Source organism: Pseudomonas protegens (assembly GCF_003363755.1).
GTDB lineage: Bacteria > Pseudomonadota > Gammaproteobacteria > Pseudomonadales > Pseudomonadaceae > Aquipseudomonas > Aquipseudomonas danubii.
In genome coordinates this window covers 6,458,793-6,473,242 of the sequence record NZ_CP031396.1, presented here as the reverse complement: position 1 = coordinate 6,473,242, position 14,450 = coordinate 6,458,793, and the positions used below count along the sequence as shown (strand labels likewise).

14 protein-coding genes and 1 pseudogene are annotated in these 14,450 nt (G+C 60.4%); 7 read left to right on the top strand and 8 right to left on the bottom strand.

Features of this window, described 5'->3' with window-relative positions:
* Positions 1–70: 70 nt before the first annotated feature.
* Both DWF74_RS30530 and DWF74_RS29480 read left to right on the top strand, forming a co-directional pair.
* Entirely contained in the window at positions 71–1,798 is a 1,728-nt protein-coding gene (locus DWF74_RS30530; RefSeq protein ID WP_162884141.1) for a hypothetical protein, read from the top strand.
* On the top strand, positions 1,795–3,492 hold the full coding sequence (locus tag DWF74_RS29480; RefSeq protein WP_115582317.1) for a hypothetical protein: 1,698 nt from the start codon (positions 1,795–1,797) through the stop codon (positions 3,490–3,492). The genes DWF74_RS30530 and DWF74_RS29480 overlap by 4 nt, the downstream gene beginning before the upstream one ends.
* Before the next feature lie 177 nt (positions 3,493–3,669).
* Here the strand turns inward: DWF74_RS29480 and DWF74_RS29475 are convergent, their stop codons facing one another.
* The gene (locus DWF74_RS29475; RefSeq protein ID WP_115582316.1) at positions 3,670–3,933 is read right to left on the bottom strand and encodes a DUF3077 domain-containing protein; all 264 of its coding nucleotides are present in this window, start codon (positions 3,931–3,933) and stop codon (positions 3,670–3,672) included.
* A gap of 290 nt (positions 3,934–4,223) precedes the next feature.
* On the opposite strand from DWF74_RS29475, the gene DWF74_RS29470 reads away from it, so the two are divergent.
* Positions 4,224–4,892, top strand: a complete 669-nt coding sequence (locus DWF74_RS29470) for a phytanoyl-CoA dioxygenase family protein (protein WP_115582315.1) — start codon at positions 4,224–4,226, stop codon at positions 4,890–4,892.
* Positions 4,893–4,938: 46 nt separating this feature from the next.
* Here the strand turns inward: DWF74_RS29470 and DWF74_RS29465 are convergent, their stop codons facing one another.
* The gene (locus DWF74_RS29465) at positions 4,939–5,127 is read right to left on the bottom strand and encodes a hypothetical protein (protein ID WP_240321983.1); all 189 of its coding nucleotides are present in this window, start codon (positions 5,125–5,127) and stop codon (positions 4,939–4,941) included.
* A 2-nt stretch (positions 5,128–5,129) separates the two neighbouring features.
* Positions 5,130–5,393 carry a hypothetical protein gene (locus tag DWF74_RS29460; RefSeq protein ID WP_102864520.1) on the bottom strand — a complete coding sequence of 88 codons (264 nt, stop codon included), beginning with the start codon at positions 5,391–5,393 and terminating at the stop codon, positions 5,130–5,132.
* Positions 5,394–5,615: 222 nt separating this feature from the next.
* On the opposite strand from DWF74_RS29460, the gene DWF74_RS29455 reads away from it, so the two are divergent.
* Entirely contained in the window at positions 5,616–6,044 is a 429-nt protein-coding gene (locus DWF74_RS29455; RefSeq protein ID WP_115582313.1) for a hypothetical protein, read from the top strand.
* 215 nt (positions 6,045–6,259) lie between these two features.
* Here DWF74_RS29455 and katG read toward each other — a convergent pair whose 3' ends face one another.
* The 3 genes from katG to DWF74_RS29440 form a co-directional block, all read right to left on the bottom strand.
* Positions 6,260–8,440: a catalase/peroxidase HPI gene (gene katG, locus DWF74_RS29450; protein WP_115582312.1), complete on the bottom strand. Its 2,181-nt coding sequence runs from the start codon at positions 8,438–8,440 to the stop codon at positions 6,260–6,262.
* Between the two features lie 257 nt (positions 8,441–8,697).
* Positions 8,698–9,270, bottom strand: coding sequence for an HD domain-containing protein (locus DWF74_RS29445; protein WP_115582311.1), 573 nt, complete (start codon positions 9,268–9,270; stop codon positions 8,698–8,700).
* A 125-nt stretch (positions 9,271–9,395) separates the two neighbouring features.
* Positions 9,396–9,953, bottom strand: coding sequence for a helix-turn-helix domain-containing protein (locus DWF74_RS29440; protein WP_178116115.1), 558 nt, complete (start codon positions 9,951–9,953; stop codon positions 9,396–9,398).
* Positions 9,954–10,142: 189 nt separating this feature from the next.
* Here DWF74_RS29440 and DWF74_RS29435 point away from each other — a divergent pair, with 189 nt between their 5' ends.
* Positions 10,143–10,484 (top strand): low molecular weight protein tyrosine phosphatase family protein, encoded by a 342-nt coding sequence (locus DWF74_RS29435; protein ID WP_115582309.1) that lies wholly within the window; start codon positions 10,143–10,145, stop codon positions 10,482–10,484.
* A 126-nt stretch (positions 10,485–10,610) separates the two neighbouring features.
* Here the strand turns inward: DWF74_RS29435 and DWF74_RS29430 are convergent, their stop codons facing one another.
* Positions 10,611–11,807, bottom strand: a complete 1,197-nt coding sequence (locus DWF74_RS29430) for a PrpF domain-containing protein (protein WP_115582308.1) — start codon at positions 11,805–11,807, stop codon at positions 10,611–10,613.
* Between the two features lie 359 nt (positions 11,808–12,166).
* Between DWF74_RS29430 and DWF74_RS29425 the strand changes: the two genes are divergently transcribed.
* Positions 12,167–12,754, top strand: a complete 588-nt coding sequence (locus tag DWF74_RS29425; RefSeq protein WP_102864514.1) for an AidA/PixA family protein — start codon at positions 12,167–12,169, stop codon at positions 12,752–12,754.
* Between the two features lie 240 nt (positions 12,755–12,994).
* Positions 12,995–13,615, top strand: a complete 621-nt coding sequence (locus DWF74_RS29420; RefSeq protein ID WP_102864513.1) for a LysE family translocator — start codon at positions 12,995–12,997, stop codon at positions 13,613–13,615.
* A 119-nt stretch (positions 13,616–13,734) separates the two neighbouring features.
* Here DWF74_RS29420 and DWF74_RS29415 read toward each other — a convergent pair.
* Positions 13,735–14,310 (bottom strand): annotated as a pseudogene (locus DWF74_RS29415) (DUF2239 family protein).
* Between the last annotated feature and the right edge of the window lie 140 nt (positions 14,311–14,450).

Here is a 14,450-nt window from a genome sequence, read left to right as displayed (position 1 = left end):
AGTTTTCCACTACCGTAGAGACAAATCGAACATCTGATCGATCAATGTATTTTAATTAGGGGACATGGACGTGATGCCGACAATCACAGAATTAGTCGATTTGTTCGAGCGTAGAGAATTAGCAAGTCAAATGGCGTGTAGATTCAAGATGAGTGGCAGGACGGACACTCAGGTAATCGAAGAACAATGTATCGCACTGCACAATGCCGGAACTATTGATTTATTGGCTCTTGTTGAAGAAGGCTCTCTTCAAGAGCTTCAAGGAGGCGCGTTCTTCATGGCCTCAGACTTCTTTTGCCGCCTCTTGCCAGAATTAGATGCGCTACCTGAAAGGATGATGCGTTGCGTTAGTGAATTGGTGAACCGGGGAGGACGAGACGGAGCAGCTAATGAACCCAATACTGCGTTCTATAATTGGTGCGCACGCGATCCACGGCGCGCTACCAAGATTATCGCCGCAGCGCATGAAGGTGATGAAATTGCTTGTCGATATCTTTCGTTCGCTCTGGATGCCATTAGCGACTTGACCGAGGCGAGACGTATTGCAGTTGAGTATGACGATACTCGCCGCCAGGCTGCCATTATCGCTCTAGGACGTATCAAACATACAACCTCAGAGTCTTGCATCGAAACATTTAAAATCTTCAATATTCTATTAGATCAACACATTGAAGACTCCGTAAACGCAAGTATCTTGCATGCAACAATGAAAATACTAGCATGCAACCCTGGCACCGCAACTGCAACTGCAACTGCAACTGCAACTGCATTAATAAGTCGGCTAGTGACGTCTCCCGGCCATTTAACCATACACCAATGCGCACTTGTACTTTGGCTGTACCCGCAGGCTCTTACACAAGAAATTGTTACACTCCTAGTGAATACACTACATCATGTAGACTCCACAAAAAAAGGAACTATAGAGCAACTAGATCTTGGCCTGCAGTCGCTGCTGGAGCACAACTATTCCGAGTCGGCCATTTCTCTCGCAACACTACTTTTATCACATTCAAACGACAATCTTGAACTTGAAGCTTTAGATAGCTTTATGGGAACGCTGCTCTCTGACTCTTCAGGCATCCTTAGCAAAGCAGTAGTTCAGTGGCTCAAGCTTGGCACTCCACGTCTTTGCAGGGGGCTTGCTGACGCTATACAAGGACCACAGCTTGATGGCGTGCCATTAGATCTCAAAGCCGAAGACTTAGCACTATCTTCCGCTACACAGTTATTCATCTGTCGAAAGGCGATTGGTTGGTTCTTCTACAAGCCAACGACGGCTGCATCGGTATTAGTCTCAGTATTGCGCGTATGTGACGAAATGACAGTTCAAGAAGTACAAAGGCTGCTAGTTGATCCTTTGCTGCAAAACTATGGTTGTATTCGAAAGTATCTCGAAAGCATTTCTCCAGAGGATGCTGCTAGCAAGGCTGTCATCTCGGCTCTTGCTCAGAATGAAGCAAATATCGAAGCTCAGCGATCAGTTCCGCTTATAGTAGAACTTCAGCCATCGGAGCATCACCGTCGTATAGAACACCTGCGCATTTCGGATGAGATGCGAAACGCCCATAAAGAAGCGGAAAATAACTCTGTCTTCTTGAATCTGGTGAGTCGTTCTGTACTGCTTTACGGCAATCGTTCAGTAAATTTTATAGACGATGGTCAAGACAAGCTTCGTCCCGTAGAGATCGAACTTCACTCTCATGGTGTTTCATTCGAGATGCCGCGAATGGAAGTCGTTGATCCTGTTGGACTTGATTACACCCTCCGTATTTTTCGAAATGAGAGGATGAAAAAATGAAGCTATTGATTCGCGACTACTTGGCATCACTCAGAGAGCGAGATGAGCTAGATGCCATCCTCCCAGATCTGTTGAGTGAGCTAGGTTTCAACGTCTACTCCCGCCCTCAAAGGGGAACAAGCCAGCTTGGGGTAGATATTGCAGCTGTCGGGAAGGATGACGACGGAGAGAAGAAGATTTTTTTATTTTCAGTCAAAAAGGGGGACCTTACCCGACAAGACTGGGACGGAAATTCGCAGGCTCTACGATCTTCATTGGGTGAGATCCTGGATGCCTACATCACTAACAGGATCCCTGCTAGATACAAGAATCTGAAGATTGTTATCTGTTTGGCTTTTGGAGGAGATGTAAATGAGCAAGTACGAGAAAAACTAACAGGCTTTATTGAAAAAAACACCACGGAGAGAGTCAGTTTCGATGAATGGAACGGCGACAAAATTGCTGAAATGATTCTGAAAGGAATACTACGGGAAGAGCTCCTTCCTAAGGTACTACGCAGCAGCTTCCAGAAAGCCGTTGCAATGATCGACGAGCCAGATATTTCTTTTGAGCACTTTAGCCGCCTGACAACGGATCTTCGAAAGGCGGGCATCGCATCAGAAAAAGGCCGTGTTCGCTCTGCCCGGCAATTAAACATCTGCCTGTGGATCCTGTTTGTGTGGGCACGCAGTGCTGGCAACATAGAATCACCTTATCGAGCGAGCGAGCTGGCGTTGCTGACTGCTTGGGAGTTACTTCGACCCACTCTCGGCACCAACGGACGAGAGTTGAGGGCACTCAGCATTGTCGTTCAACAGATGATTGAGCTTCATCTCACTATTTCTATGGAGTTCCTCGAGAAACGAGTACTGCCATATGTTGAGATACGCTATGGTCTATCAATGGCCACCGGTTCCCGAAGTTCGCTGGATGTGAACCTTGCCCTATTTGAAATATTGGGGCGTATTGGTCTGGCGGGTTTATGGTTCCAGTGGATTGGAGAACGTAGTGACGAGGAACACAAAGAGCAAATCAGAAAAAAAATCGTACAGCTCACACAAAAGGGCCTGGAGCTAATCCGAAACAACCCAATATTATTTCTGCCTATAGAAGATCGACAAGGAACCAGTATCTCTCTATTCCTTCAACTTTGGCTAGTGAGTGGACTTGATGCGACAGGAGTGGCGTCTTGGCTCCAGGAAATGGCTTTTCGCCTCAACTTCTCCGTCCATACACGAGGCAGCTACACTAGTTCTTTTTCAGACTACCGTGACCTCGCCGAACATCCACGAAATAATTCCGATGAATACTTCAAAGAGTCAATGGCAGGCAGCACAGTAGTTCCATTGCTTGCTGCTTGGTTGCATGCGCTTGGTGCAACTGAGGCAGTTGATTCACTAAGCCGCCTTGCTCAGAAAGAGCTGAAGCACTGTACCTTGCAGCTTTGGTCTCCTGACGCAACGTCAGAGGAGAGATTTTATATAGATGGAGACTCTCACGGGCGAGCTCTTTGTGGGCTGCCATTGCACAAAGGAGGCAGCCAACTTATATCGACTATTGCTGAGGCATGCCGTACGGATTCAGATTTGCAAAATCTATCGCCCATCAAATCAGGGTTCTGGCCTGTCATTATGGTTGCCTGTCATTATCATAAATTACCAATCCCTCCAGGGTTCTGGGTTAATAGCCTACTGGAGCCAGAACCAGAGCTTTAGACCAATTAGAACCAGACACTTAATATTTCCCCAGCACCAGTTGGGTAGATAGCTGACAGCCACGAACGGCGGCCAATTACAGAAAGTAGCCTCTTAAATAATAGAGACACCGCTTATCAAACAGCGATAGGCGGTGCCTCTATATACCTCACGCGGCTTTTCCTTAACTTAGAGTCCCTACCCCAACCCCAAACACACATCATCAATCACCGCCTTCCCCATCTCCGCCAAAAAATACGCAGCCCACGCATACCGCTCCCCCTGCTCTTCCATAGCCGCATCCAGCGCTAACTTTTTGGCGTAGTACAACAGCGTCGAAGCCTGCTCCAACGCCTGTTCCAAAGGCACATCCGCATTGACGCGAAACAACGTTAGTTCAGGATCGGCACATTGGCCAAAGGTGACAAAGCCTTGGGTTTTGATCGAGTTTGAATGGCTCATCGTGCACCTCCCGCCTGGATCTGGCAGCAGAGGCTTTTGAGCGGAGAAAGGTGAAAGGAACAGCAGCAAATTTCAGACAGATTACCGGCAGACATGATTGAAACTCCCTGATCAACAATGTGCCTGCATCTGATCGGGTTCTCAGGCCCGGTCGCTGATTTTGCAGCGACCGCCGCAGACTAGGCGGTCTGCTCACCCTGCGGCAACCGCTAAACCGTAGCCGGTTATGTCGCTCGGATTAGCGAGCCGTTATGCTCTCCCCCACTATGGATAAGGACATCTGCCCCCTCATGATCGACCGCAAACAACTCCATCAAAACGGTTACCTATTGCTGCGTCAGGCGGTGCCCGCCGGCTGGCTGGATGAGCTGCGGGCCACCTTCGAGACGGGGTTGATTGCGCCCGAGCAATGGCCGGTGCCTAGGGGCCACGATTGGCGTCATGCGCTGGTGGATCTGGATACACGGGTGCAGGCGGTGTGTCGTTTGCCGGCGATGTTGGCGGTGGCCGGGGAGTTGATCGGGGAAGGCTTTTTTCTGGCGCAGGTGGAGGGCCGCGAGCCGTTGGCGGGGGGCGGTCATCAGGTGTTGCACCGGGATCTGTCGGAACAGCGCCTCGGTGACCGGGTCACGGCGCTGGTCTATCTCGATGACTATGGGCCGGCCAATGGCGCGACGCGCATCGTGCCCGGCAGTCATCGCCCCGGGGAGCGGTTGGCGCCCTTTGATTTCAGTGATGAATCCCGGGTGGTGCAGTTGGCGGGCAATGCGGGGGACGTGCTGCTGTTCGATGCCGATCTGGTGCATGGGGCCAGCCTCAACCCCAGTGGTGCGCGCCGTCGCAGCTTGCTGATCAGTTATTGCGCCCTGGGGCTGTATGAGTCCCATCTGCAGACGCTGGGCCTGCGTGCTATCCGCATGGACACCAGCGAGCGCTTCGAGCCAGCGGATTTTGCCTGAGTGGGTTCGGGCGCCAGGGGTGCGTCAGTCGAGGCGTGGCGCTCATTCAGTCGGCCAGGCGGCTGGCCAAACGTTGCAGTGCCTGGGCCAGTTCCAGGGCCTGTTCTGCCGTCAGCTCCACGGGGTCGTTGTGTTCGGTGCAGGCCTTGAGATGAATGGCACTGCCCTGCTCTCTCCATAGGCGCACGGCGCCCTCGCTGCTCTCGACATAATCCGTTGTGCGCTCAGCCGGCATGTTCATTCACCTTGTGCGTAGGCGGTGGCCAGTTCCAGCAGGCGGGTGAAGTTGGCGATGGCGAAATACAGGTCATCGCGGGTGTCGCCGTCCCATTCTTCGACGGCTTCGCGGGCGGCTTTGAGTGAGGCGATGCGGGTTTTGATCTCGGCGATTTCCGCCGCGCCGCATTGTCTGGAGATGAGTTCCCAGCCGATCGGGGAGATGTTTTGCTGGATGCTAAGGCCTTCACGGGCTTGTTCAATCAGCGCTGTCAGTTTGCTCATGGGGGTTGTCCTTAAGAGGCTGGGGATTTGCTGGCTCCCTTGCCGGGCATGCGCATGCGTTGTGCCTTGGCGCCCAGGCGGCGGATGGTAACCCACTGGTGCCTCGCCCGGCGCGGGTTGTACACGATGGGGTTTTTATCCCGCCTGTTGCCTCGGGTGCTTGGCAGCGCCGCACGGGTCGGCTTCAATGAGCGCCCCTTTTTATGTTCAGGAGCTAGAAGGATGCAGCTTTATTACCGTTGGGCGGCGGCATGGGTCATGGCGTGGGTACTGGGTATCGGGCTGGCCCAGGCCGAGGAACGGCCACAGGTGGCGGACAAGATCCTGGCCTACACCGGGCCGCACGGGGTGAAGGTCTGGACCTTGCGCATCGGCGAGCGCAGTGCCCATCAGGCGCTGGTGCAGGTGGAAGACGCCGACCATGACTGGAACATGCGCATTCAGAAAATGAACGTGGAGCAAACCGACCGCGACACCCGTTACTTCACTCAGGTGGACGGGCAGAAGTTCGTGGTGCTGCTGCTTCAGGAGGGCTATGGCGAGTTGCATCTGCCGGGTGAGGCCAAGCCGCTGAAGGTGGGTTATGACAGCAACCTGTCCAGCTATGGCGATGCCCAGGCGTTTCTCAATGAGTACCTCAAGGCCCAGTAGAGCCTCTGGCGGGCGCTGTGGGTGCAGCGCCCGCGGATTCAAGGTTGGTCGCGGCCAGAGGGCTGCGACCGCGTTGCTGGGAACGCCTTACTGGGGAGGTGACTGTGGCGTTTTTGGGGCTGCTTCGCAGCCCAGCGGGAGCAAGCTTCCTCGCCACAGATCATCAGCGTGAGTCCCTTGTGAGGCGTTGTGGTTTTACCTAGCTGTAAATCTCCTTAACGCAGATCGAACCGGTCCAGGTTCATCACCTTGTCCCAGGCGGCGACAAAGTCCTTCACGAACTTCTCTCCCGCATCCGCCGCTGCATACACCTCGGCCAAAGCCCGCAGTTGCGAGTTGGAGCCCAGCAGCAGGTCGACCCGGGTGCCGCTCCATTTGTATTGCCCGGTGGCGCGGTCGCTGCCCTCGTACAGGTCGCGGGCCTCGGACTGGGGCTTCCATTGGGTGCCCATGTCCAGCAGGTTGACGAAGAAGTCGTTGCTCAAGGTGCCCGGGCGCGCGGTGAACACGCCGTGGGGCGCTTGCCCGACGTTGGCCCCCAGCACCCGCAGGCCGCCCAGCAGCACAGTCACTTGCGGGGCGGTGAGGGTCAGCAGCTGCGCCTTGTCTATCAGCAGGGCTTCGGCGGTGACGCCGCTGACCGGCTTGAGGTAATTGCGAAAGCCATCGGCCACGGGCTCCAGCACGGCGAAGGAGTCGACGTCGGTCTGTTCCTGGCTGGCGTCCATGCGCCCCGGGGCGAAGGGTACGCTGATGCTGTAGCCGGCATTTTTCGCCGCCAGTTCCACCGCCGCGCAGCCGCCGAGGACGATCAGGTCCGCCAGGGACACGCGCTTGCCACCCGTCTGCGCGCTGTTGAAGGCGCTCTGGATGGCTTCCAGGCTTTGCAGCACCTGGGCCAGTTGCTGCGGTTGGTTGACCTCCCAGTCTTTTTGCGGGGCCAGGCGAATCCGGGCGCCGTTGGCGCCGCCGCGCTTGTCCGAGCCGCGGAAGGTCGAGGCCGAAGCCCAGGCGGTGGACACCAATTGCGCCACGGACAGACCGGAATTGAGGATCTGGCCCTTGAGCTGCTGGATGTCCTGGGCGTCGATCAGCGGATGGTTCACGGCCGGAATCGGGTCTTGCCAGATCAGCTCCTCGGCCGGCACTTCCGGGCCCAGGTAACGGGCGCGCGGGCCCATGTCGCGGTGGGTGAGTTTGAACCAGGCGCGGGAGAAGGCGTCGGCCAGTTGCTCGGGGTGCTCATGGAAGCGTCGGGAGATGGCCTCGTAAGCCGGGTCGAAACGCAGCGCCAGGTCGGTGGTGAGCATCGACGGCGTGCGGCGTTTATTCGGGTCGTGAGGGTCGGGCACGCTGTCGGCCCCGGCGCCGGCCTTGGGTTGCCATTGGTGGGCGCCGGCGGGGCTGGTGGTCAGTTCCCATTCGTAGCCGAACAGGTGGTCGAAGAAGTCGTTGCTCCAGCGGGTCGGGGTGGTGGTCCAGATCACTTCCAGGCCGCTGGTGATGGCGTCGCCGCCAACGCCTGTGCCGAAGCTGCTGCGCCAGCCCAGGCCCTGCTCTTCCAGGCCGGCGGCTTCCGGTTCCGGGCCGACGTGGGTCGCAGGGCCGGCGCCGTGGGTCTTGCCGAAGGTGTGGCCGCCGGCGATCAGGGCCACGGTTTCTTCATCGTTCATGGCCATGCGGGCGAAGGTTTCGCGGATGTCCCGGGCCGCTGCCAGGGGGTCGGGGTTGCCGTTGGGGCCTTCCGGGTTGACGTAGATCAGGCCCATCTGCACCGCCCCCAGGGGGTTCTCCAGCTCGCGGTCGCCGCTGTAGCGCTGGTCGCCGAGCCAGGTGGTTTCACTGCCCCAGTAGACGTGGTCGTCCGGCTCCCAGACGTCCTGGCGGCCACCGCCGAAGCCGAAGGTTTTAAAGCCCATGGATTCCAGGGCGACGTTGCCGGTGAGGATGATCAGGTCGGCCCAGGAGAGTTTGCGCCCGTACTTCTGCTTGATCGGCCAGATCAGCCGCCGCGCCTTGTCCAGGCTGACGTTGTCCGGCCAGCTGTTGAGCGGGGCGAAACGCTGCTGCCCACCCCCGGCGCCACCGCGGCCATCGGCGATGCGGTAGGTGCCGGCGCTGTGCCAGGCCATGCGCACGAACAGCGGGCCGTAGTGGCCGAAATCCGCCGGCCACCAGGGTTGGGAGTCGGTCATCAAGGCCAGCAGGTCGCGCTTCACGGCGGCCAGGTCCAGGGTCTTGAATTCGGCGGCGTAGTCGAAGTCCTCGGCCATCGGGTCGGACAGCTGCGAGTGCTGGTGGAGGATCTTCAGGTTCAGTTGGCCGGGCCACCAGTCACGGTTGCTGGTGCCTTCGCCGGCGGTGTGTTTGAACGGGCACTTGGATTCATTGGACATGGATCACTCCTTCGGTCATCGAAAACCTGCCGCTCGACGTTGGCCCCGGGTTGGACAACCGTGTGAAAAGCGTAGTGAAGGACAAGCGAAGGTAAAAATAGCTTCGCTTGATGACCCTGCCAGAAAAAAACCATGACCGGTGTCAGGCCCCAAGCGGGCGCCCTGCCCCCTGCCGGAGCCTGTTCATCCTTTTGCGAGTGCTGCCCGGGCATGCTCAGCGGCGCCTGAGCCAGGCACTGCCGATCGTGAACCGCCGCTCAGCCCTGGGCGTCGAGGCGGCGCCGGGTGTCGGCATCGATCTGCTGGCGCAGGGCCTGGAACAACGGGCTGGCATCGGTGTAGCGGCGGCCGTAATCGAGGTTGAAACCGTAGTCGAAATCCGCCGGGTTCTGGCCCTGGGTGTGTTGCAGCAGGGTTTCCAGCTTGTCCAGGGCCTTGACCGCGCGCGCCTCGGTGCTGGCGGCGCCTTCGTATTCGTCCCACAGCTCCAGCAGGCGCTGGCGGGCCGGGGCGTCCAGGGACCGGGCGAGGTATTGCAGGTCGTCGCGTTCCTGTTGGCTCTTGTCCGGGTGGGCGGCCTGGGCCACCGCCGGGATGTCGCCATGGATGGCTTCCCCCAGGTCGTGGACGATGCACAGTTTCAGCACCCGCAACAGGTCCAGGTCCCCCAGTTGGTCTTCGAACAGCAGCGCCATCAGGCAAAGGCGCCAGCTGTGCTCGGCGGTGCTTTCCTGGCGGCCGCTGGAGGTGTGGGCGCTGCGCAGCACGTCCTTGAGTTTTTCCGCTTCACGGAGAAAGTCGAGACGGCCGCTGAGAAGTTCGGGGGTCATGGACAAGCCTGCTGCACGTGAATGAGGCCCGCGCCGTGGGGCGGCGGGCGAAGGCTTGCCAGACTAGCCAGCGGGCAGCAACCGGTCCACGGATAAAATATGCGTGGCGAGCCTCGACAAGCGCGTCAGAGGGTTTCCACCAGCCGCACGGCGTTGCCGTCGGACAGGTTGAGGCGGGTCCAGCGGCACTGGCTGGGAGCGATGGGCACGATGGCCGAATCGTTGTGGCCGCTGAAGAACTCCAGGGACGGCGGCGCCAGCACTGCGCGCCAGCCCAGGTCATCCAGGGCGGCTTCCTTGCGCACGATTTCCTCGGTGCAAAAGCCCCACAGCGATTGGCCCAGCAGCTCGCTCAAGGGCACGCCGAACTGCGCGGCGCGGGTCGGCGAACAGGCCAGCAGGCGGTGGGTCAGGTCGCACACCAGGTGCACGGCGCGCGGGCTGTCGTTCACCAGCCGCGCCAGGGCCTGATCGGCAGCGGCGCTGAGGTTGGCCGCCAGCAGGTGCTCCAGGCGCGCACGCTCCGCCGGTTCCATGGCCTGCCGGCCGTTTTCCCAGCGGGAAATGCTCGACTGCGCCACGCCGAACAGCTCGGCAGCGTGCTGCTGCTTGACCCGGTGCAACAGGCGCCAGCGCCTGAGGGCCAGGCCCAGATGGGGTGAGGTGAACAGGGCTGCGGACATGGCGTGAGCGATGCAAGTCAAGGGGCTGGCAGTTTCGCAGCCACAGCCCTTGGCGGGCAACCGGTGCTGACCAACGCCATTGGCCCGGCCCGTCACAACTTGCTGGACAGCGCGGCCAAAGCCCCGAAAAATCAGCGCCTTTGCCCTGCCCTTTACGGGTTGGGTGTCTGTGCCAAGGAGTTCGGCCCAATGCTCAATGTCTTGTTTGTCTGCAGCCAGAACAAGCTGCGCAGCCCCACCGCCGAACAGGTGTTTGCCGACTGGCCGGGGATCCAGACCGCCTCCGCCGGGCTCAATCACGATGCCGAAGTACCCCTGGGCCCGGAGCTGGTGCAATGGGCCGGGTTAATTGTGGTGATGGAAACCCGCCACCGGGAAAAACTGCGCAAGCGCTTCAAGGCGCAGTTGAACAACCAGCAGATCGTGTGCCTGAACATTCCCGATGATTACGACTTCATGGACCCGGAGTTGATCCTGTTGCTGCGGCAGAAGGTGCCGCCGTTTCTTCCCGATGGCGACGCGGCTCGCTGATATGCCTTTGGCATTCAGAGCCCCGCCTGAGCGGCGGCTGGAGCTGCGCAAGACCCCATCGGCTGGCGAGCCTGCGGCTCGTTCGCAGCCTTCGGCAGCGGCTACATGAGGCGGATGCGGGCGGGGTCAGGCGCGGTGTGCGGCGCCAAGGGCGGCGGTCAGTTCGGGGGAGGCGTTGTACAGCGGGGTGCTGCCTTGCAACAGAATCTGCGCGCTGCGCCGGTAGGCGGCGCCGTCGATCAGTAGCTCCCCAGCCACCTGCCGGGCATTGATCAGGGTCTCCAGCACTCCGGCGGGGTTTTCAATCGCCAGCGGGTATTCGCCCTTCCCTTCGCCTATTGCCGGTGCCCGCGCCAACAGGGCATGGGCCACGGTGCCTTCGGCCAGGCAGGCCGCCGCCAGGCAGCAGCCGCCGGACACCGCCAGGGACGGGTGGGCGTTCTGTGGGGTGAAGTAGCGGGTGGCGATATCACCGCCTTCTCGCGCCGGGCTGACGATGCAGATTTTGGGGATGGTTTCGCTGCGCCGCAGGTCGTCGGCGCTCATCAAACGGCCGTCGCGCTGGCGCAGGCCCATGCGCAACCCGCCCAGCACCATCAGCTCCAGCAGGCGCGCCTTGAACTGTGGGTCGGCATCCAGTTCAGCCGGGCTTTCCTGCCCGGTCTTGCCCAGGTCCGCCGCGCGCAGGATGACCATGGGCACCGCCACATCGATGCAGGTGGCGGCAATCCCATCCAGCAGGTCGACCCGTTGCCCGCTGGGAAACAGCGCGCCGGTCTTGGCTCCCACCGGCTTGTCGAGAAACAGGTCGACCCCGGGAAACACCCCGTTGACCCCGGGAATCCGCGTGTCGCTGAGCAGTCGGCCGTCGCGCAGGCTCAGGCGCGCATACATCGTGGTCTGGGTGTTGCTGTTGAAGATCTCGATCTGCCCGCCGCCCTCCCCGGGCTGCAGCCAGCCGCGTTGCAGGGCGTACAGCGGCAGGGCCGCGGACATGTTGCCGCAGTTGACGCTCCAGTCGATGGCGCTCTTGCCCGCCGCCAGTTGCGCCAGGGTGCTGATCATCCGCGTCTCGCCGGGGTGGCGTTCGACGATGAACACCTTGTTGCTGGTGGGTCCGCCGCGGCCCAGGCCGGTGATCTGGGTATTGCCCGGCCACTCGCCGTGCAGGGGCACGCCCATCAGGTGGCGCAGCAGTTCTTCCACCAGGGCTTCGTCCCGGGGCAGCGCTTCGCGGGCCAGGATCAGCCCGGTGGAGGTGCCGCCACGGGCGTGGCACACGGGGAACTCAGGGATAGCAGCAGGCTTTGGCAGATCGGGCATGGCGGGCGCCTCCACGGTGGGCGAAAAGAGCAGCCCCTTGTCGGCCGGGCAACGGGCAGCAGCGCGGCATGATAAACCCTCGCGGCCGATCTCGGGTCGGTGGCCGGGCTGAAGACGCCCAAGTGGGCGCCTGGCCCTGGCCTTGCACCGCTCGTCTTGCGCTCGCTCTTTTTACAGCGGGCCATTTGACTAACCGTCTTGAGGATCTAGATTCCACTCGCGACTTCATGGAAGTGCATCAAGCTCGAAGCCCGGCAAACCGGGGCCCGGGTAGCGATGCTCAGTGGCCGCGCCCGGAAACTCGATTGCCTGTTTGCCTGGGCACTCCAGGCATCTAACGCGACAGCAGGGAGCTGGACATGAACGACAACATCATCGACATCATGGTCACCATTGATGTGGACACCATTCTCAATAGCCAGGGCAAAACATTCGACAGCGGCCAGACATTCAACCTGCAAAAAAGCGACCCGACGCAGCCCAGCCACCTCTACAACTTCACCACCGGCGGGGTAAGGCTCTCCAGTCAGGCGATCTACATGGTCGCCAGACGCAACAACGCCCCAGTCGGCGAAGGTACGGATGAACTGTCGGTCAACCTCAAGGAGGGCGACCTGATCCACTGGCGCAGCACCAGCCTGTCCGAGGGGCTGTACCACACGGTGCTGCTGTATCAGTACACCCAGACGTCGCCGGTCGTGACGCAACAGAACCCCAATTACGTGCAAGACATCACGCCGGTGGTCTTGAACCACACGCCCATGCCGATCATCAATCAAAGCAATCCATCCGCGCAGCCCATCGCCCAGAGCGTCAAGAATTTCTATTGGGAAGGCCGCGCCGTGCGCCAAGGCAGCATCACCTATACCTGGGCCTTCATGATTGTCGACAGTGACAACCAGGTGGTGGGTTATTGCGACTGGGACCCCTACATCAATATCAACTGAGTGCCTTGTCCCTCTCCCTGTCGGCACCGGGAGAGGGGCTTGCCGTTGCCCTGCCCGATCACTGTCACTGCCTCTGCTCCCCGCTCAACCTTGGCCAAGCCTTGATGCACCGCGAACCAGGCACTTGCCTCCCGCCCGACGCGGCCCGTATTTTATCGACCCCCGCCGCAACAACCTCCCGGCCAGCCCCGAGGTCGCCGATGGCGTGGGCACGTTCCCTTGCCTTGTCCCGGAGACTGTATGGATCTCACCACCCTGAGCCTGTTCATCCCCGCCTGTTTCGCCCTGAACATGGCCCCCGGCCCGAACAACCTGTTGTCCGTGAGCAACGCCACCCGCTACGGCTATCGCCACTCCTGCCTGGCGGGTAGCGGCCGGTTGCTGGCCTTCGCCGCCATGATCGCCCTGGCCGCCGCCGGCCTGGCGGTGGTCCTGCAAACCTCGGAGCTGTTGTTCCATGGGATCAAGATCCTCGGCGCAGGCTATCTGCTGTACCTGGCCTGGCAACTGTGGCGGGCCAATCCGGGCACTGAAGCGAGCGAGGACAGCGCCCGCGTCGGCCTCTGGGCCCTGGCCCGCCAGGAGTTCCTGGTGGCGGCGGGCAATCCCAAGGCGATCCTGATCTTCACCGCCTTCCTGCCGCAATTCGTCGATCCGGCGCAGCCGATGGGCCCGCAGTTCCTGATCCTGGGGGCGCTGTTCCTGGGGCTGGAGTGGATCGCCATCTGCGCCTACGCCTACATGGGCCTGCACATGCGCCGCTGGCTCGCCGAACCCCGGGGCAAGCGCCTGTTCAATCGCGGCTGTGCGCTGCTGTTGTCAGGGGCGGCGTCGGTGCTGCTGATGGCGCGGCGGGGCTAGTCTGGCCAGGCCAGGCCAGGAGCCGCCAATGCCTGGCCACTCTCCCCCGGCGGCCTGAACCGCACAGCCCGGCTGGCCGCTCAGGCAGAGCCTTGGATTGGCGATGTATCGCTCGCCTGTCAAAGCGCGCCGGCAAGGCGCAAAGCGTAGTCGCGGATATCCCCGGGCCAGTGCTCGATGCACTGTTGCAGGCGCGCAAGGTCTGCGGCGAACAGCGCCCGGGTGGCTTACTCATAACCGGGAAGGTCGCCGCCCATGGCCAGCATGAACTGGTAAGCCGCCTCTTGCGCGGCCCGCTGGCGCTGCGGTTCGGCGCCATTGCGCCGGGCTTGGTCCACCAGCCGGCGCAGCACCGCCGAGGCACCTCCCGGCTGCTCGGCCAGCCATTCCCACTGGCGCGGCAACAGCGTCACTTCCCGGGCGATGACCCCAAGCTTGGGCCGCCCTCGCCCACGGGGTGCTGCCTCTTCGCTCTCCACCGGCGCGGCGGCGGGCTGACGTGGACGATAGCGCCCGTTGCCGGGCTGCGGCGTCGCGGCCAAACGCTGGCGCACTTCCTCCGCACTGCCTCGCAGGTCGAGATCGATGACCCGGCCGCTGGCATCGTCGAACACCAGCAACGGCTGCGGCGCCGCCTCTTCGCTGGCACGCTTGACCGCCTGCGCTACCTCCAGCAACGGGCCGGCCGCCAGCACATGCTGGGCCTGTTAAGCGGTAACGGACTGAGTGAGGAAATCAGACATGGCAGTGGCCCCAAGGAAACGAGGCTGAATATTACCCGGATATTAATCAGACATTAAATATCACCCGGGTAATATTTGTCCTACGCACTGTC